A 19,283-nucleotide genomic window follows, 5' to 3' on the forward strand; every position below is an offset into this window, starting at 1 on the left:
AAAATCGGTGGAGCTGCATGACAAGGTCATCGGGCATTATCTGAACATAAAACACTATCAGTAAGTTGGAGTCATTACCGATAACACGTATTAATGAAGATACCCCTCTTGTGGTTGTGCTCAGATATACATTCACGACAAGACTTGTGACACACACCTATCATTGACGCGCATTTATGCATGCAACCTTGATCTGGTCACTTATTATACAGATTCGATTTTCGCTACACTCTGGGTAGAGGTAAACAAACAGGAGGTAGTGAATATGTATCGCTCAATTCTGGTGCCCATTGATATCTCTGAAACCGATTTAACCCGCCATGTTGTTCCACAGGTCCAGGCGCATGCCAAAACCGCTAAGGTCCACTTTTTAGCCGTTATTCCTACCGTTCCGTTCTATGCCTCGCTGGGGCTAGCTTACTCAACAGAATTCCCGGACAGAAGCGGTCTGCAGGCCAAGGCCAGCGAAAAACTCGAAGAGATTATTAAGCAGTTCAATATTCCTGCAGGCAGGAGTCAGACTCACGTCGTTTACGGCCCGCCGAAGGATCAGATCCTCAAACTGGCGGAAGCGGTTGACGCTGAGCTTATCGTCATTGCCTCACATAAGCCTGGTTTTAGCACTTATCTGCTGGGTTCAACGGCGGCTGCCGTAGTACGCCATGCAAAATGTCCCGTGCTGGTTGTGCGGTGATAGGGTCAAAATTGGGGCGAATTTGCACTAACGTTTATAGGTTAAGCATTCTTGAGAACATGTGATTCTTGCTCAGGGTTCCGTTCACCTCAGCGGTAAATGTAGCAATATACCGGAGGCAACAGATTCATTGCCTCCGGATGTCCCACTCTCAGTTACTCATTACGGCCATTCATTTTCGTTAAAATGACAAGCATTAGAGCGAATGCATTCCCGTTGTTCTGTGGCTTAGGCCATCACTCAGTTCTGAATATCCAGCCTGACCAGTGCCAGCAACAGCTGACTCAGCGCGCCATAGAAACCAAAGTCATCATAGCGGCGGCATTTGGCGGTGAATTCCGGTAACCAGCGTAACAGCCCCGCCAGCGTTTCTCTGCGCAGCGCATCAATACGCTGGCGGCTAAGCCCGGACTCTCCCAGAGAAAAATGCAGATGACTCAGCAGTTCGATAAAAATTGCCAGATGATCGGCTGACTCGCTAAACGTTTCGCTTACCTGCATGCCAGCATCGGCTAACAATCGTTTAATGACCCCGTAATTCGGCCCTCCTTCAAGATGGGCCGACGCATAGGGTAACGCCGCGTGTTTTTCCGACATCAGAAACAGGCTACAAAAATCAGCCGCCAGTTCGAGGGTTGCGTCCTCACGCACCTGAAGCGCAGCAATTTTCTCCTCCAGCTGAAGGACTTCCGCTTCAAGCGACGGTTCACCTTTTAGCACCGCGAACCACTCAGCCATTTCGCTGGACTGCAAAAGTGCCAGGCTGTCATCGTCCCGTTCCCGGGAAAACAACTGCGCCAGCCAGGCGTAAACGCAGGCCATCTGTTCTGTTGTAAGGGAAGAGTGTTTTATCATGACGATACCTTCTCCGCCGGAACATATTCGCACTGCGCCACCATTTTTATCGGGCCGCTAAACGCCGTCACGTTATCCACCTTGCCGGTATATTTCTCAATTTCCACCAGCGTGGTATGAGCGCTGGTCGCCTGCGCCAGTTGAGACGTGCCGATATCGATTGTTAATACGTTTGGATTGCCGTATTTACACAGCGCCCCAGTTTCTCCGCCGTTATCAGGGTCGTACCAGGCACCTTCATGAATACGCACCACGCCTGGCGAGTAGAGATCGGAGACAACCGCCCCGGCCAGTACTTGTCCACGTGCGTTAAACACACGGACAATATCACCGTTGCGAATCCCCCTGACGCTGGCATCCTGCGGGTTGATAAACACCGGCTCTTTACCACTTACCGCATAATGCTTACGCAGCGCTTCAGATTCACAAAGCTGCGAGTGCAGACGGAAATCAGGGTGAACAGATTGCAGATGCAGTGGCCAACGCTGCGACCCGGGTCCACCATGTGAGCGTTCGATTTTCTCAAACCACATCGGATGCCCCTGGCAGTCGTCATACTGCATACCGGCAATGGTTTTCGAGAAAATTTCGATCAATCCGCTCGGCGTGCCCAGCGGCTCAAGATCGGGGTCTTCGCGGAATGCCTGATGACGTACAAACATCTGCGGATGTTCGAACTCAACGTACTCTTGCTGATTCCAGAAAACGTCAAAAGCGGGGAGATGAACGCCGCGCCCTTTCCCCTGCTGGCTTCCTTCCTGCCAGATCCGTTTCAGCCACCCCATCTCATCCAACCCTTCGGTAAAGGCTTCTTCACGATTAAAGCGGCGGCAGAGATCGCGGAAAATATCGAAATCATTACGTGCTTCAAATTGCGGCTGCACCAACTGTTTCATGGCGATAATGCCGCGGTTGGAGTGGTTGCCATACTGGTCAAGATCGTTACGCTCAAACTGGGTCGTCGCGGGCAATACGATGTCAGCGAATCGACAGGTCGAGGTCCACTGATTATCGATGGCGATAACGGTTTCCAGCTTACGCCAGCCCTCAATAATACGATTGATCTGCTGGTGACGATGGAAAGGGTTGGTCCCGGCAAAAACGCACATCTTCAACGGCGGCAACTTAACGGTTTTGCCGTTCCAGTTAATTTGTTTACCCGGCTCAAGAATCGCATCGATAAAACGCGCGATCGGGATGGTGCTGCTGTACCCCTTATAATCAGTGCTGTCATGCACAGGAGGTACGGTGGTGGAGCCAGAAAAACCGCTCAGGATAATCCCTTTGCGGCTTGGCGTGCCCGCGCCGTTGTAGTGCCAGCCAAAGCCGAAGCCACCGCCGGGTAAGCCGATTTGTCCAAGCATTGAGGCCAGCACCACGATCATCCACGCCCACTGTTCCCCGTGCTGCATACGCTGGACGCACCAGCCGGCAATAATCTGCGTTCTTCCGCCCGCCATTTGCCGCGCCAGTTCACGAATCGTATCGGCATCAATCCCGCATATTTTTTCCGCCCACTGGGCATCTTTAGGCTGTCCGTCACTTTCCCCCAGCAGATAAGGCAGAAACTGCTCAAACCCTACGCAGTAGTTATCGAGAAAATGCTTATCGTAGAGCTTCTCGGTATAAAGCGTGTGCGCCAGCGCCAGCTGTAGCGGCACATCGGCCTGCGGATTCACGGCGACGTGTTTAACCTTGTCGCGGCCCAGGTAGTCGTGCGTCGAGGTGATGACCGGATCAACACTGATAACCGAGATCTCGCCGCGCGCCACTTTTTCTTTCAGTTGTTCGTAGTATTCATAAACATCATGATCCGGGCACCACCAGTTCGCCTGCTGGTTTTTAATCAGGTCGGAACCCCACAGCACAATCGTTTTGCTGTTTTTCAGCACCAGCGGCCAGGAGGTCTGCTGTTCATATACCTCCATTGACCCGACCACGCGCGGCAGAATCACCTGGGCTGCACCAGTGGAATAGTCGCCCCCGGTACTTACGCTGTTGCCGTGCAGCGCAATGGCGCGCGCCAGCATCCCCGAGGCGTTATGGAACATGCCGGTTGATTGCCAACCGCTGGCCGTCAGCAGCGCGCTCGGGCCATAGGTCTTCTGAATTCGCTCCAGCTCCTGATAGAAGAAGTCCAGCGCTTCATCCCACGAAACGCGCACAAAGCGGTTATCTCCACGCTGCGTGGTATCGCTCTGATGGCGTTTACGCAACCAGTCGACACGGACCATTGGATAGCGAATACGCGCCCCGCCATGCACGTGATCCGGCAGTCCGGCGATCATTTTTGACGGGTACTTATCACGCTCAAACGGTTTGGCTTCAATAAAACGCCCATCAACCACGGTGGCGCGGATTGCCCCCCAGTGAGATCCGGTCAGGATCCCCTCTTTGACGCCAGTTCCCTGCACCTCTGCGGCGTTGGCGCTGCGCGGTGTGAGCAGCGAAGGTCCTAACATACCGGCGACGGTCAAGCCGCCCAACTGCAGTAGAAAACGACGGCGAGATGCCTGAAAGAGATCGTTATTTTTCATTGCTTTCTCCCTTATCGCCATGCGGCTTGTCCGTGGTGTCAGAGGCATTCATCTGCAGATATTTCAGTAAGGTACGTTCTTCACGTTTATCCAGACTGGTAAATCCAATCATGCCGTTCAACGTGCCAATCCAGCCGTTGGCGTCAAAGTGTTCTTTCTCAGGTGCGCCGTGGCACTGGTTACAGGTTCCGTTATAGAGCGAGTCGGCATAAGCCCAGATTGGCTTAATGTCGTTAACCATATCGCCCTTCTGCATCCAGGCGGTGGCCTGCAGCTTGCTCCACTGCGTATTCGTTTCCGCGACGGTCGTTTGCTCCAGGGTTTTCACGTGCTGCTGAATGTCGCCACGAATGGAGGCCACAAAAATGCGTTTACCTGGCAATTGCGCCAGCACGCGCTGACGCCCGTTACTCTCGGTCCAGCCCACAATTTCAATTTGCAGCCAGTCGCCGTCGCGCTTTAACACTTTTACTTCAGAAGCAGGCAGCAGTGAGCCCGCAGGTTCTTTATCCCCTTTGGCGGCATAAATAGGTTTGATGTCCAGGGAATAGAGCGTATCGCCATCGTCGTTTGCGTTGGCGCGTAACTGGTCAAACTGCTTGCGGAAACCGCTGCTCATATCGGGAAGCTGATGCGCAATACCTTTATGGCAGTCAATACAGGATTGATTGTCCTTGGCCGCAATCTTCATCTGACGCGCAGCTTCAGGGTGCTGTTTCGCGTGATCCATCGCATCATAGTTATGACAGGAACGACAGGTCGCGGAGTTATTCTCCTTCATTCGCGCCCATTCGCGCTCCGCCAGCTCGGCACGTTTGGCTTCGAATTTCTCAGGAGTATCAATAGAGTGGGCAACAAAGGTCTGGTAAATATCGTTGCTGGCCTCCAGCTTACGTTTCACCATGCCAGGGATATCGGATGGAATGTGGCAATCATGACACTCTGCGCGCACCCCGGAGGCATTCTGAAAATGCGCAGACTGTTTATATTCTTCATAAACCGGCTGCATGCTGTGGCAGCTCACGCAAAATTCGGTTGAACTGGTTAATTTAATGCCAACGTGCGGTAAGACGATCAGCGCGATACCGACCACCATCCCGATGACGACCAGCGCCAACACTGACCAACGTGCGCTCGGTCTGAGCAGCGCCCTCCATAGTTTCCGCATAATAGCCCCTGTAAATATATGGTTTAGTTACAGAGGATCTTATTTCGCAAATGTGAACGGCAACACTGGTCAGGATGAATGGCTTACGGCACAATGTGAACAGATATGAACAGAAAGAGACAACAACCAGGATGTCGCATCACATTGTCATTGTTGAGGATGAACCCGTTACCCAGGCACGATTACAGGCTTATTTTGAACAGGAAGGTTATCACGTCTCGGTCACAGCCAGCGGAGCCGGCCTGCGTGAAATCATGTCACAACACTCTGTCGATCTTATTCTGTTAGATATCAATCTCCCGGATGAAAATGGCTTAATGCTGACCCGCGCCCTGCGTGAACGCTCAACGGTGGGGATCATCCTGGTAACGGGTCGTAGTGACCAAATTGACCGTATCGTTGGCCTGGAAATGGGGGCTGATGATTATGTCACCAAGCCGCTGGAGCTACGTGAACTGGTGGTGAGAGTGAAAAATTTACTCTGGCGTATCGACCTTGCCCGCGAGGCGCGACCGGAGGCCAAAGACAACTGCTATCAGTTTGCCGGGTATTGTTTGAACGTCTCCCGTCATACTCTGGAACTGGGCGACGAGGCAATCAAACTCACCCGCGCCGAGTATGAAATGCTGGTCGCGTTTGTCACCAATCCGGGGGAAATTCTCAGTCGCGAACGTTTACTGCGCATGCTTTCGGCACGACGGGTAGACAATCCGGACTTACGCACCGTGGACGTACTGATCCGCCGTTTACGCCACAAGCTGCGGGCTGATTTACTGGTGACACAGCACGGGGAAGGCTATTTTTTAGCGGCCGACGTGTACTGATACAGATAAACAGGACGGAATCCGCCGGGTGACAACGAGCACTTTACATGCTGGCTGTCGGCATTTTTCGGGGTGAGCACCAGGATCGGTGGGCTGATATTTTCCGGCACCGGTTGTCCTTGTAATACTCTGATAGCCTGCTGAATCGCCAGTTCACCTTGCCAGACCATTTGATCGCTGGCAGCCATAATGATTCTTTCGCGTTTAAGCCCGCGATACACCTGATGCGACAGATAAAAAGAGACGACAGTTAACGGCGCGCCCTGATTGCGCTTCTCCCCCATTGCCGCTTCCGCAGCAATTGCTGTACCGGCCACCACGTCGGCATCCGGGTGACGCTCAAGCATCTCCTGCAACAGGTTACGCTGTATTTCAATATCATTATCGCCCAACGCCACATCCACGATGCGCACCTGACTGCCGGCAATCGCCTGACGAAATCCGGCCACCATCTCACGACTGCCCCCGGCGTCATCAGGTCCTGGCAATAATAAGACCTTTAGCGGTTTGCCCGCGCTCCACTTAACCAAATAGCGGCCTGGCTGATAACCCATCTGGAACCACGGAACCCCAACCCGGGCTTTTACCGTTGCGTCATGGATAGCATTCACCACCTCAATAACCGGCAGCGTGCCAACCTGTGCCTGCAAATCCGGAAAAGTCGTCGTGCTGCTGCCCAACAAAATGGCATCCGCGCCCCATTGCTGGCATTGAGCGATTTGTGATTTTTGCGTGTCGAACTGGCGATACCCTCCCGCCTCGAGCACCTTCAGGCTTACGCCGTATTTTTTCGCCGCCTCCAGCATGCCGTAATTCACGGAAAGCCAGTAGGAATCCTTCAGGCTGGGATACAGCGCACACAGTTTCCAGACTTTGTTCGCAGTAACGTCCGTTAGCGGTTCCGGCACTGCCTGCTGGGTATCCTGCCAACGCAGCAGTGCGGACCCGGTCGCGTGACCTAAGCCGGGAAAAAGTGTGATAAGCAGGAAAACCAATACGCGCATGATAGCCTCAACATTGATAAGGCTTTATCCTAGTTGCTTTCCTCTTTTGGACTCAACCTTTTTAATCTGTGGCGACCCGACAGTGAATTTATCTCTGACCAAACGACTGTGGATAGGCTTCGGGCTGATGGCGGCACTGACCCTCATTAGTACGCTGGTAGGCTGGTATAACCTGCGTTTTGTCAGCCAGGTTGAGCAGGCCAATACCCAGGCGCTGATCCCGACCATGGACATGGCGCGCCAGCTCAGCGAAGCCAGCGCCTGGGAACTGTTTTCCGCGCAGAATCTGACCACCGCAGATAATGAAAATATGTGGCTGGCTCAGGGGCGTATGTTAACCGCCCAAAGCCTGAAAATTACCGCTTTACTGAAAACCCTGCGCGAGCAGGGCTTTGACACGTCGGCCATTGAACAACAGGAAAAAGAGATCGCCCAGTCGTTAAGCCATCAGGGGGAGTTGGTTGGCGAACGTCTGAAACTGCGCGATCGGCAGCAACAGCTCAGCCAACATATTGTTGAGGCTACCGCCGACGTTGCCGAAATGGCGCGCGGTCAGGCCAGTAATGCCGCCACCTCGGCGGGCGCTACGCAGGCAAGCATTTATGATTTGATTGAGAGCCATCAGGGGCAGGCGGCAGAACACGCTCTCGACAGGCTTATCGATATCGATCTGGAATATTATAACCAGATGAATGAACTGCGCCTGAGCGCGCTACGCGTGCAGCAAATGGTGATGAATCTGGGGAATAACCAGGCGCAGAATAACCTTGCCGCGCTGGAAACCCAGCTTAATGCCGCCGTCAGAGTGCTTCACCGCCGACAAATACGCATTGCAGATCCGGTGGTACGCACCCAGGTTGCCGGCGCTGTAAATTCGATAAGCCGTTATGTCGATCTGCTGGCCCTGTATCGTCAGGATAATGACATCACCACCCGCTTACAGATCTTATCGCAGAACAATATCGAGCAATTTACCCGTTTCAGTAGCGAAGTGAGTCAGTTGGTAGAAATCATTGGCCAACGCAATCAGACCGGGCTGGCGCATCTCAAACAGGCCAGCCAGCGCGGGCAAACGCTGCTGCTGCTGTTAGGTGCGGTGTCATTGTGCTTGTTAATTCTCATTCTTTGGCGCGTAGTTTACCGCTCGGTCACGCGCCCGTTGGCGCAGCAAACCCAGGCGTTACAGCGTCTGCTTGAAGGTGATATTGACTCCCCATTTCCGGAAACAGCGGGCGTTCGCGAACTGGATACCATCGGTCGGTTAATGGACGCCTTTCGCGTTAGCGTTCACGCCCTTAATAGCCATCGCGAACATCTGGCCGCTCAGGTAAAAGCTCGCACCGCCGAGCTGCGTTCTATGGTGTCGGAACACCGGCAGGCGCGGGCAGAAGCCGAAAAAGCCAACCAGGCAAAATCGGCGTTTCTGGCCGCCATGAGCCATGAGATACGCACCCCGCTGTATGGGATCCTCGGCACTGCGCAGTTGCTCTCAGACAATCCCGCTCTGGCGCAGCATCAGGAGAATCTGCGCGCAATCACCGACTCTGGCGAGTCTCTGCTGACCATCCTCAACAATATCCTGGACTATTCCGCCATCGAAGCGGGCGGAAAAAATGTGGCGATCGGCGATGAACCTTTTGAGCCCAGACCCTTGCTGGAAAGTACGCTTCAGCTCATGCACGGTCGCGTTGTGGGTCGCCCGGTCGTGCTGGTTACGGATTTTGCCGACGATGTCCCCGACTCCCTACGCGGCGATCCGCGCCGCATTCGGCAAATCATAACTAACCTATTAAACAACGCGCTTCGCTTTACCGATCGCGGACACATCACCCTGCGTAGCCGATGTAAAGATCAGGACTGGTATATTGAGGTCGAGGACACGGGATGCGGGATTGACCCTGTCCATCAGCGCGATATTTTTCAGCCGTTTGTTCAGGTTAGCGGTAAACGTGGGGGGACCGGGCTTGGACTCACTATCAGTGCCAGCCTTGCGCAGGCGATGCAGGGAGAACTGAGCGTCACCAGTACGCCGGGAGTCGGAAGCTGCTTTCGTCTTCGTCTGCCATTACGGGCTGGCGCGATGCCGGTAGCTAAATCCGTTCCACGTGCCATATCGTTACAGGGTTTACGCTTACTGCTAATCGAGGATAACCCCCTCACGCAGCGCATCAGTACAGAAATGCTCACCCTCAATGGCGCCCAGGTCACCGCTGCCGACAGTGCGGCTGCGGCGCTCACCATACTGCAGCAAGACGCCCAGTATAATGCCGCGCTGGTTGATTTTGATCTTCCGGATATCGACGGCATCACGCTGGCGCAACAGTTAACCCGCGAGTTTCCGACGTTAAAGCTAATAGGCTTTAGCGCACACGTCATCGACGAAACGCTAAGCCAAAGAACCAGCACCCTGTTTCTCGGCGTTATTCAAAAACCGGTTCCCCAGGATGAACTCAGTCGGCTCATTACCCATTATCTGCACGGTAACGCCCCTCTCCCGGTTGCATTAGAAAATGACGACCAACGGTTAGATACCCAGCAATTAGCCGGGGATATCCAGCTAATGGGATGGCAAAAGGTGCACGAATGGTTAGCGCTCTTTAAGCAACACACCCTTCCTGTATTAGATGAGATTGACGCAGCGCGCGCAGCATATGAGTACGAGAAGATAAAACGTCTGGCACATCAGCTAAAAAGCAGCTGCGCCAGCATGGGGATGCGTTCTGCCAGCAGGATGTGCGCAGCGCTTGAACAGCAGCCGCTAGCTGATTTTTCACTCAGAGAGGAAGTACAACTAAGTCTTACAGAAGTGGAAATGTGGTTGGCAAAAGAAAATTTGTCGCGATTAGCAGAAGCTGAACATCAGAAGTGACGTTGAAATGGTACGCCCTGTAGGATTCGAACCTACGACCTACGGCTTAGAAGGCCGTTGCTCTATCCAACTGAGCTAAGGGCGCATTGCGAAGTGATTACTTCATGCAGATGAAACGCGTGAATTATACGGTCAGCGCTTGCTGAGTCAATGCCTTTTGTTTCGGTTGCTGGCGAAGTGTACGAATGTTGATTTTTTCTGCTCGTTCAAAGGTATCCAGGAAATCACCTGGTAACAACTCAGCCCGCAAAACGTCAGATTTAGGGATACATGTATTTAGAATATTTATGATTTTGCTTAACATTCTTTTATCCCCTCTCCAGTGGTCAGGAACTCTTTAATGTTAAGTATCGCCATCAAGGAAGAAAACAGTCACTTCGAACATGGACTGAAAATCATCATCTCCCATCTGGCAAATCAGTGGCATCAGGAGATTAGCTTTTTACCTGTCGAAGATATCGATCGCGCTGAAATCGCGTTTATCTCACTGGATGAAGATTGGCTCAGCGCCGATTGTTACATGGTTCCTGTCCATACCAGGCGCCAACACCGGGTGGCCATCTGTAGCAAAAACGACAAAGATAAGCTGATGTTCCGCCCCTGCCTGTACATGTTGCCACTGATTTATCGGGAAGATGACGTCGACGAGATAACCAAAAAACTGGTCCTCATCCTGCAAAAACGCGCACTGCGCACTAGCGTGCCCGCGACTATCTGCCATTACTGCACCACCCGCAACTTTTCTATCGAAGAACGCCAGTTCTTAATGTTTCTCGCCAGCAGGTATACGTTAGCCGAAACGGCTCATCTGCTCTCAGTCAGTGATATCCAGGCCAAAGCGACCCGCCGCAGCATTATGAAAAAACTGCATGTGAAAAACGATCAGCAATTCTTAAGATACATCCGCGCACATCTGAACTTTCTGCAAAATTAGACGGGGTGTCTCTGCCTAATTTTTATTGAGAAATATCTCATCATCGATTAACCATCGGCTCCTACTGTACCTGGCTTCAGGCTGCGAGAACAATCCGGCCATACTATTTCCGGGGTAACAGAAAGACACACCCGGTAATATTTTATCTAATCTCAGAGAGAGGTTGAACTGGATAAAACGATCTTTTGGGCATTGAGTAAGACATCAGAAAACTTCCGGCAGATTATTCTGATGGAGTACGCAATTGCCAGTCTGATGATTGTTGAAGCACTGAAACCCAACGGCACAAGTCAACTCACCTTTACGCTGACAAAAGTTTGGTTTAGGGATGCCTGTAGTCAGCAATTTATCCAGACCTGCCGCAACAGAAATGGAATGGAAAAGGATGCACAGTGCAAAACGCCGGGACCGCTATCGCCGTATACGAAACGCTAACTGTAGCTGGCAATTTCCCCACTGTACCTCACAGGTATTTGACCGGATCGAGTATCTGGCGCAAAAACTCGAATACACCTTACCGGACGGCACTATATCTCAGGCGATAATTACGACAGACTACTATCTGGCCTATGCGCTGAGTCGACATTTATTCTCAGGTACTCGCACGGCGATCTTCCAGAGCGTTGAATCGACTTTGCTCAGCCTGCAAGAGCCGGTAATTAGCCAGTTAGTGATTGACATTGAAAGCTTAACAATACCTTATTTTGATATACTTGAAAGCCTGCGCCAGCTAATTAAGAAGCATAATGACATCCAAATCTTCATAATGCTTTCCAGTCGCGATGAAGACCTCACTACATTTATTTCACTGTCCGGTCCATTTTATATCTTGCCACGCAATTTGCGCCTCCCCGAGATGCGCCATGCCTTATTATCTCCGGCTCTTAACTATATTCATTCCAGGCGTATAAATCAGCTCGACTGGGAGCTGATTACCTTACTATTACAGGGTAACTCCTTAAAAAAGATTGCATTGTTACAGGCACAACCCTACCACCGCATCATCTATCGCCTGAACCAGTTGATTACGCGCCTTGGATTACCCAGCAGGCAGCGTTTTTTGCATCTGATACACCGCCTCAACGTTACCTCTCCCCATTTAATTTAACACCATAACTCATTGTGCTATAAGATTTTTTAGGAAATTACTTATTCTTGAATAAGAAAAAAGATCTAATTTTTACAAATATTTAATATTTACAACTATTCCTGGTATTATGCCTGGAGGCACACTCACACTTAACCTTACTGATCCTGTGCATTTCAATAAAAAATAGTCCTATTGCAGCCTTAATAAAACCTAAACAATTGGTTTATTGTGTCGTTTTTACTGTTTAAAAAAAATTTTCAATCTGCCATAATTCGAACCGCAGATAAATAATACCAATAGTCATTAACACATCTGGATCTTTCAGAATATCCTAACTGACATTAACAACCAGGATGTTGTAAGTCTTTTCCGAATGAGCAGAGCAGGTATAATCCCCACAGTTTCCTGATTAATTGTTAGTTTTCCCGGTGTGAAATGGATTTTCCACAAATTCATTGTTCTGCAGAAGAACAACCGAATAAACAAGGATGAAATAATATTTATTCGGCTCTCCCTCAGAACAATTCTTGGCTATTTGACAATATTATAACGCCTGATGTTTTATCAAATTCGCAAGATACGCAAACAGTTTGAGGCATACAACAATGAAACCAGCATCCGTTATCATTATGGACGAACACCCTATTGTCAGAATGTCGATAGAAGTACTACTCGAGAAAAACAGTAATATTCAGGTAGTGTTGAAAACCGATGACAGCCGTACGGCAATAGAACACCTGCGCACGTACCCTGTCGATCTTGTCATCCTGGATATTGAACTGCCTGGTTCTGATGGGTTTACATTACTCAAAAGAATAAAGTCATTGCAGGAGAAAACTCGGGTACTGTTTCTGTCCTCAAAATCCGAGTCGTTTTATGCCGGGCATGCTATCCGGGCCGGTGCAAATGGGTTTGTCAGTAAACGAAAGGATCTCAATGATATCTACAATGCGGTAAAAATGATTTTATCGGGATATTCCTTTTTTCCTTCGGATACCCTTAATTTCATTAACAATATAAATTCACAAAAAGGCGTCTTACATGACATGCCGCTCTCTAACCGTGAAGTTACCGTTTTGCGTTATCTGGCAAACGGGCTATCCAATAAGGAAATTGCTGAACAGTTGTTACTCAGCAATAAAACGATTAGCGCTCACAAGGCTAATATCTACTCCAAGCTCAGGTTGCACACCATCGTTGAGCTGATCGATTACGCAAAAATGCATGAATTAATGTAATAACACTCCCGGCGAGATTTCGTTCGGGAGTGTTTTGTTAGCGCATTGATTAGTTATAGTTAATCATGAACGTGGCATCAGCCCTGGCAATGCCAGGCTGAACCCCAGCAGCTAACGCGATATAGTTTGCGAAAAAGGTCAGCGTGGCATTGCCGTTCTCATCAATCCCCACCGTCTGACTGGCCTGCTCGAGCGGCAATCGCGTACGGTCGCTGTCGTGCAGTTCGATCGCCACCTTTTGCGCCATCACCGCGTCATCAAGCGCCAGCAACGTCGTGCCCGGGGCCGGAGTTCCGGAAAACGTTATCGAAGCGGAACCCGGCGGGCAGCCTTCTAGCTTCAGCGTAAACGCGACCGGTTGAGTAGTATCTCCGCTGTTCTGAAGCTGCTTGGTCGGCCAGGTGCCTAGCTCCACGGACTTATTGCTGTCGCTGGCAATTACCGCGCAGGTAAAGTCCACCACGTTTCCGCGCAGTTCAATATTGATTTCCCCCAGCGACGAAGCGGCATGGCACAACGAGCTGAATGTCAGCAGGCACACCATTGCCAGGCGTTTCCCTGCGGCTGGCGTTTGCTTGTTAGTCATAATCCACTCGCAGATAGCCACGGGCTGTAAAAGGTCCTTCGGTAGGTTTATTGCCCGTCACGCTAACCGGCCATGTTCGAATACCCACGCTCGCCGCGGCGTTATCATCCAGTTGAAACGGGATAGTGCTGGACAGATTATTGGGCGTCAGCGGTTTACCGCTGCTGTCGGCGACAATAAAACCTAAATCGGGATTGTCAGATACCATCATTTGCCCGGTGGCTTTCTCGGCCTCTACACGCATGGTTAAGTAGGCCTGTGCAGCGACGTTGGTGCATTTTATCGCTACCGTTTTGGTCTGCGGATTGATGCCTTCTGGCCGGTTTCCCGCTCCTGCCTTGCTAAACAGCGATGCGCCAATATCACCAAAATCAAACTCAACAATCTGCCCGGCGTTTACTTCGCAGTTTTGTGGAACCTCCACCTTGCCGCTGTAGCTGATGGTATAAACCGGCACGCTTAGCGCATCTCCGGTACTGGTCGTGACATAGACGCTGAACATCGTCTGCCGCGGAATCGGCACCATGTTAATAAACGGGCGGATCACTTTGAGCTTAAACACCAGCTTTGAATCCATCACGCCAAAAGGCTGCTGCTTAGATACGTTAGGGTGAGTCCCCATGCGAATGTAATTACGCGGGGGATAAAATAACCCGGCATAGCTATCGGTTATGCTCATGGCCCCCAGCAGGTAGTCATTGAGCTTCAGATACTGGAAGCCGCCTTCGGTACTTTGAACCGGAAGTTCAGTGACATAGCTTCGATAGGTGTAATTTACCGTTGTCCCGGCCGGACAGGTGGCATTCACGCCAACCCAGCCAGATTTTTCCGGTAACGTCACCACCTGTCCCGGCTGGTTGTTACTACTGTTGAAGACATTCGACAGATCGTAAAAAACATCCGTTGGCGTGCCATTCGAGTTTTGGCAGACCGTCGCCCAGGACGAATGGGCCATCAGCAGTAAAGCGCTTCCCAGTAACAAACCCGTTTGTCGTTTCATCGTATTATTCCTGTCGTGCTGACGGAGATTCGCACGTCACGTTCGTGAGCGTTACCGCTTGTTTCAGGCTATCCTCTGGCAAGGCATAGCGCGCCACGCAGCGCGCGTTTGCGCCTTCCCCCCATTGGATCAACAACTCGCCTTTTAGCGGCAAGCCGCTCAGGTAGATTTGCCCGTCTTCACCCACCATGCTGGTCACGCCGCTGGTGTTTTCACGCACGACGGAGCCAAACGGCACTGGTTTACCGGCATGTTTGGCGGTAATCAGCGCCCGCACACCGATTCGTGTATCAAACGCCGCCCGCACCAGCGCCCCTTGCGTTGGCACTACGCTACTGACGTTATTCTCCACATCGGTATTGTTGTTCATGGAATTGGTGTCTAACGCGACGCGGTTATAACGATAGACGGTGGCATATGGCATCACCGCGTATCCGCGCCAGTCGGTTTGAACGCCGGTCTGGTTCTCTATCCGTACACCCTGCGCGCCCGGCGCTTTAATCAGCACGTTGGTATCGCCCAGAGGCTGACTGAGCGTAATGCCGTCCGCATGCCCCACTACGCCGCCGGAGAGCTGCCAGTTGTAGTCATGCTGGTCACGGTCGTAGTTGTAACCCACGCCCAGCGTACCGTAGGCCGCCTGCCAGTTGGCGCTGGCATTTCCGCTATAGCCATTGGTGCTGCTGTGCCCCTGATTCACGCTGTAGCTCAGGTTGCGCCCATCCAGCAACGTACCGCCGATCCCGCTCTGCCAGCTGTTCTGTCCGTTGCTATTACGGTTGGCATTAAAGGTGGCGTAGGTGCGATCGAGGGCGTTATCACGCGAGTAACGCCGTCCGCTCAGCAGGCTGAACGGTACTGACATATTGAACGCCAGAATACGATCGGTGTCGGAGATGCCAACCGATTCATTCCACGACCAGGAGAGTGAATAGCTAATCCCCTGCCAGCCGCTGGCATAGCCCAGTTGATACCAGGTATTGGTGTCTGAAGTATTCCAGTACGTCTGCTGACTACCCGAGATATACAGCGATCCGTAATCCCCCAGATTCTGCGAAATGTTGATCTGGAAACGGCCCTTTTTGCTGTAGCTCAGGTTGTGGTAACTCGTCACATTGGGCACGTCGTGGCGATTGCCCTCACTGTCGTATTCGTACTCATAGCCTTCCATACTGCGATACGCCACATCGTCGAGGGTATAGAAGCCACGCGTTGAGTAGCGATACCCCAACAACTGGAAGTTAGTGCCAAAATTGTTCAGCGATTTCGCATACAAGAAACGCAAAGACTGCCCCTGGTGCGTACTGTCATCCGCCAGTTGGCTGCGCGCATGGGTGAGATCGACAGAAACCGCCCCCCAGTCCCCCAGGTTTCGACCGGTGCCTAAAACCACCGCGGTGTAACGTGAGGCCAACTGCGTACCACCGTATGCGGTATAGCCCTCTGGTAACCCGGCAATTAATGTTCCCTGGAAAAAGAACGGTGAAGATTGCTGGCTATTGCCGCTGCGAAAATCCCCGGCGACAACGTCATATTTGAAACGCCCTTCTCGCTGTAATAAGGGAACGGTGGAGTACGGCACCGTATAGCGTTGCTGGCTGCCGTCCTTCTCATCCACCGTGACCTCAAGATCACCGCTGGATGACGTTGGGTTGAGATCGGTTATCGAGAAAGCGCCGGGTGAAACATAGCTTTGATAAATCACATAGCCATTCTGACGAATGGTCAGTTTCGCTGCGGTACGCGCAATGCCGCGAACGGTAGGCGCGTAGCCCTGTAAGCTGTCGGGATACATACTGTCTGAGGAATAGAGCCGCGCACCGCGAAACCCGACGCTGTCAAAAACGTCGTTGCCAGTGTTGCTGTCGCCCATCACCAGTTCGCCCTTCAGCGGGACAATTGCGCGCTGAAGCCATGTACCGATGTTTTTCCAGCTTTGTGAGTGGTATCCGTCGCCCTTGGAGTAGCTCCACGCACCGTTGTTTCTCAGCCGCCAGGGGCCATAGTTCAGACCACTGAGCATACTGAGGAAATAGCTGTCAGTATCACTGCCACGGCTGCCGGTAAAGCTGTAGTTAACCAGCGCGGCCGGGATCCCTTCATCCCACTCTTCCGGTGGAATATAGCCGCGCGCGCTGTTTAACATTGACGCCTGTGGCAGGCTGACGTTTAAGCGCAGGGTAGAAAAATCAAACGCAATCTCGCTGCCAGGAATCGCCTCAGGTAGATTGATACAGGTATCGTTCGGATCCTTACTGAGTGCCGGAAACGCGGCGATATTGACGCCAAGGCGCTTCACCCAGTCGAGTCCAAAGCACGGCATCAACCCACCGGACTTCTCCCCGGCTTTTGCCGCACTGGTAGTAAAACGAATATCCTGAGTGGCAACAAACTCATCGTTGCGCCAGATATCCACGCGATAAACGCCTTCAGGCTGGTGATTGCCTTTTTCAAAACGTGATAAATCCGCCACGGTTGCCGTATCCGCAGATAAAAAGGCCGGATTAAAATAGCTTTCCCCATAGCTTAGAGAGGGAAAGAGCGCCGCCAGCGTGGACAACGCCACCCCCGCCAGCGGTGGCGTAACCCCCGGTAACAGGCCAGGAAAATACGTTGTCTTATTCATCGTTATCTCAACGCACACTAACCGTTTTAGCCGGGGTCACAGCGCCATAATCATTGACCGTCTGGAACGTGACGTTGCCCTGAACGCCCGTGGGTAGCAGGACCTGCGCATCGCTTTTCGGCGCAACCATCACGTTATCGACCTTCGTTTTCCCCACATTGAGATTGACCAACGTGACGTAATACGCTGACGGATTGTTGATCTTCAGGTGGTTGCCGGAGCGGGAAAAGGTCAGCATTCCTGGTGCATCTTCCGGGATTTGCGGCAGATTATTCGGACGAACGAAAAGTTTGATGCGTGACAGAATCGCCAGTTGCAGAACGTTTTTGCCCTCAAGGCTGTTTTTATTGACTGACGGAATGGCTTTGACGTTCATCCAGAACAGCGACTCACGGTCTTTGGGCAGCGGTTCACCGGCATAGATGATACGCAGCGTGTTTTCGCTTTTGGGTTCACTAACAAACAGCGGAGGCGTAACCACAAACGATTTTTCTTTAGCGCCTGCGCTATTCTCAATCCATGAATTTACCAGGTAACGTTCTTTGGTATCGCTATTGCTAATAGACAGGGACGTTTGTTTGGCATCGGCCGGATAAATAACGCGAGTGGCGCCTAATGCAATGCCTCCGGCAGCCTGAACACTGGCAGCAGAAAATAAGGCCAGTAAAAGGATAAAACCTGATTTTAGATAATTAAACATAGCTAAAAATACCTTTGATGCGATTATCGTTGGGAAATAAATCAGGGATAAACCAACGTAAACCACACGTCTGAGCGAAGCGTTCCCGGCGTTATATTTTCCGAGACAGCCCGATAGCGGGCAGTGAAATGAAACGTCATCTCTTGCGTTATAATCGGCACATAATGAAGCGGCAGGGCATTCGGTATAATTTGCCGTTGGCGCTCGTCAAATAACGCCAGGCCAATCCCCGAAGCCGCAGACGCATCGCCGCTGGCAAGAAAAACCTGCGGATCTTCCGCTGGCGTCACGCCCGCAAACGCAATCCCAACATGGTCATAAACATCGGAGCTGCACGACGTTAAGCGCAGTGAAAACGGTACGCTGGTAGAGGCGAAGCTTCCCGTCCCAGAGAAAGCATTGGTGCGATACTGCCCCATTTGCACCCGCATATCCTGACTGTCAGTGGCGACCGTACAGGCGCCGTTGACGAGCTGCCCCCGTAAGTGGACGCGGCCACTTTCCAGTATTACCGTATGTGAAAGCACAGGCATTACGCACAGCATTCCCGCCAGCGCCACGCCTTTCCCTATCATCTGCCGCATCCTTCATCATCCCCGGATATTGCCTCATCCATTGAGGCGAACGTCATCCTTGCGCAAATCAAAACGGCTTATTCGTACTTCATGATGAATGTCGCGTCGGCATTTGCCTGACCCGGCGGGTAATGACTCCAACTTATTGATAGTGTTTTATGTTCAGATAATGCCCGATGACTTTGTCATGCAGCTCCACCGATTTTGAGAACGACAGCGACTTCCGTCCCAGCCGTGCCAGGTGCTGCCTCAGATTCAGGTTATGCCGCTCAATTCGCTGCGTATATCGCTTGCTGATTACGTGCAGCTTTCCCTTCAGGCGGGATTCATACAGCGGCCAGCCATCCGTCATCCATATCACCACGTCAAAGGGTGACAGCAGGCTCATAAGACGCCCCAGCGTCGCCATAGTGCGTTCACCGAATACGTGCGCAACAACCGTCTTCCGGAGCCTGTCATACGCGTAAAACAGCCAGCGCTGGCGCGATTTAGCCCCGACGTATCCCCACTGTTCGTCCATTTCCGCGCAGACGATGACGTCACTGCCCGGCTGTATGCGCGAGGTTACCGACTGCGGCCTGAG

General features: G+C 51.8%; 17 protein-coding genes, 1 tRNA gene and 1 pseudogene. 7 read left to right on the forward strand and 12 right to left on the reverse strand.

The genetic code is table 11. The features are described 5' to 3' along the window. Positions 1–64: IS1 family transposase (locus tag OGV38_RS08995; RefSeq protein ID WP_071603212.1), on the forward strand; the 64-nt coding region annotated here is incomplete at its 5' end. A gap of 201 nt (positions 65–265) precedes the next feature. Next, positions 266–694 carry a universal stress protein UspF gene (gene uspF / locus OGV38_RS09000; protein ID WP_003021923.1) on the forward strand — a complete coding sequence of 143 codons (429 nt, stop codon included), beginning with the start codon at positions 266–268 and terminating at the stop codon, positions 692–694. A 240-nt stretch (positions 695–934) separates the two neighbouring features. Here the strand turns inward: uspF and torD are convergent, their stop codons facing one another. From torD to torC, 3 genes are read right to left on the reverse strand one after another with little or no spacing between them, the layout of a single operon-like run. Continuing rightward, positions 935–1,549: a molecular chaperone TorD gene (gene torD, locus OGV38_RS09005; protein WP_016152140.1), complete on the reverse strand. Its 615-nt coding sequence runs from the start codon at positions 1,547–1,549 to the stop codon at positions 935–937. Further along, positions 1,546–4,086 carry a trimethylamine-N-oxide reductase TorA gene (gene torA, locus OGV38_RS09010; protein WP_247799063.1) on the reverse strand — a complete coding sequence of 847 codons (2,541 nt, stop codon included), beginning with the start codon at positions 4,084–4,086 and terminating at the stop codon, positions 1,546–1,548. The genes torD and torA overlap by 4 nt, the downstream gene beginning before the upstream one ends. Then, the gene (torC, locus tag OGV38_RS09015) at positions 4,076–5,254 is read right to left on the reverse strand and encodes a pentaheme c-type cytochrome TorC (RefSeq protein WP_016152138.1); all 1,179 of its coding nucleotides are present in this window, start codon (positions 5,252–5,254) and stop codon (positions 4,076–4,078) included. Before torC ends, torA begins: the two co-directional genes overlap by 11 nt. A 131-nt stretch (positions 5,255–5,385) precedes the next feature. On the opposite strand from torC, the gene torR reads away from it, so the two are divergent. Then, the gene (gene torR, locus OGV38_RS09020; RefSeq protein WP_016152137.1) at positions 5,386–6,078 is read left to right on the forward strand and encodes a two-component system response regulator TorR; all 693 of its coding nucleotides are present in this window, start codon (positions 5,386–5,388) and stop codon (positions 6,076–6,078) included. On the opposite strand, the gene torT is transcribed toward torR, so the two are convergent. Beyond that, positions 6,051–7,082: a TMAO reductase system periplasmic protein TorT gene (torT, locus tag OGV38_RS09025; RefSeq protein ID WP_047501845.1), complete on the reverse strand. Its 1,032-nt coding sequence runs from the start codon at positions 7,080–7,082 to the stop codon at positions 6,051–6,053. The genes torR and torT overlap by 28 nt on opposite strands. An 82-nt stretch (positions 7,083–7,164) precedes the next feature. Here torT and torS point away from each other — a divergent pair, with 82 nt between their 5' ends. After that, positions 7,165–9,951, forward strand: a complete 2,787-nt coding sequence (torS, locus tag OGV38_RS09030; RefSeq protein ID WP_286473203.1) for a TMAO reductase system sensor histidine kinase/response regulator TorS — start codon at positions 7,165–7,167, stop codon at positions 9,949–9,951. Positions 9,952–9,959: 8 nt separating this feature from the next. Here torS and OGV38_RS09035 read toward each other — a convergent pair. Beyond that, positions 9,960–10,036 (reverse strand) — tRNA-Arg (locus tag OGV38_RS09035). A 39-nt stretch (positions 10,037–10,075) separates the two neighbouring features. Continuing rightward, entirely contained in the window at positions 10,076–10,255 is a 180-nt protein-coding gene (locus OGV38_RS09040) for a hypothetical protein (protein WP_016152134.1), read from the reverse strand. Between the two features lie 36 nt (positions 10,256–10,291). Here OGV38_RS09040 and fimW point away from each other — a divergent pair, with 36 nt between their 5' ends. From fimW to fimZ, 3 genes are all read left to right on the forward strand, one after another. Further along, complete coding sequence (fimW, locus tag OGV38_RS09045; protein WP_286473204.1) at positions 10,292–10,885, forward strand: fimbria biosynthesis transcriptional regulator FimW; 594 nt, start codon at positions 10,292–10,294, stop codon at positions 10,883–10,885. A 385-nt stretch (positions 10,886–11,270) separates the two neighbouring features. Further along, positions 11,271–11,993, forward strand: coding sequence for a fimbria biosynthesis regulator FimY (fimY, locus tag OGV38_RS09050; protein ID WP_019076206.1), 723 nt, complete (start codon positions 11,271–11,273; stop codon positions 11,991–11,993). Between the two features lie 587 nt (positions 11,994–12,580). Then, on the forward strand, positions 12,581–13,213 hold the full coding sequence (gene fimZ / locus OGV38_RS09055) for a fimbria biosynthesis transcriptional regulator FimZ (RefSeq protein WP_286473206.1): 633 nt from the start codon (positions 12,581–12,583) through the stop codon (positions 13,211–13,213). 49 nt (positions 13,214–13,262) lie between these two features. On the opposite strand, the gene sfmF is transcribed toward fimZ, so the two are convergent. The 6 genes and pseudogenes from sfmF to OGV38_RS09085 form a co-directional block, all read right to left on the reverse strand. Beyond that, positions 13,263–13,799, reverse strand: coding sequence for a fimbria assembly protein (sfmF, locus tag OGV38_RS09060; RefSeq protein WP_019076205.1), 537 nt, complete (start codon positions 13,797–13,799; stop codon positions 13,263–13,265). Then, complete coding sequence (fimH, locus tag OGV38_RS09065) at positions 13,792–14,799, reverse strand: type 1 fimbria D-mannose specific adhesin FimH (RefSeq protein WP_502874069.1); 1,008 nt, start codon at positions 14,797–14,799, stop codon at positions 13,792–13,794. Before fimH ends, sfmF begins: the two co-directional genes overlap by 8 nt. Positions 14,800–14,803: 4 nt before the next feature. Further along, the gene (locus OGV38_RS09070; protein ID WP_019076204.1) at positions 14,804–17,425 is read right to left on the reverse strand and encodes a fimbrial biogenesis usher protein; all 2,622 of its coding nucleotides are present in this window, start codon (positions 17,423–17,425) and stop codon (positions 14,804–14,806) included. Positions 17,426–17,432: 7 nt separating this feature from the next. Next, on the reverse strand, positions 17,433–18,125 hold the full coding sequence (gene fimC / locus OGV38_RS09075; RefSeq protein WP_016152127.1) for a type 1 fimbria chaperone FimC: 693 nt from the start codon (positions 18,123–18,125) through the stop codon (positions 17,433–17,435). 41 nt (positions 18,126–18,166) lie between these two features. Then, positions 18,167–18,700 carry a type 1 fimbrial protein subunit FimI gene (fimI, locus tag OGV38_RS09080; RefSeq protein WP_019076203.1) on the reverse strand — a complete coding sequence of 178 codons (534 nt, stop codon included), beginning with the start codon at positions 18,698–18,700 and terminating at the stop codon, positions 18,167–18,169. Between the two features lie 142 nt (positions 18,701–18,842). Next, positions 18,843–19,283 (reverse strand): annotated as a pseudogene (locus tag OGV38_RS09085) (IS1-like element IS1B family transposase); the annotation flags it as partial.

This window comes from Citrobacter sp. Cb080 (genome assembly GCF_030334745.1).
Classification (GTDB): Bacteria; Pseudomonadota; Gammaproteobacteria; order Enterobacterales; family Enterobacteriaceae; genus Citrobacter; species Citrobacter braakii.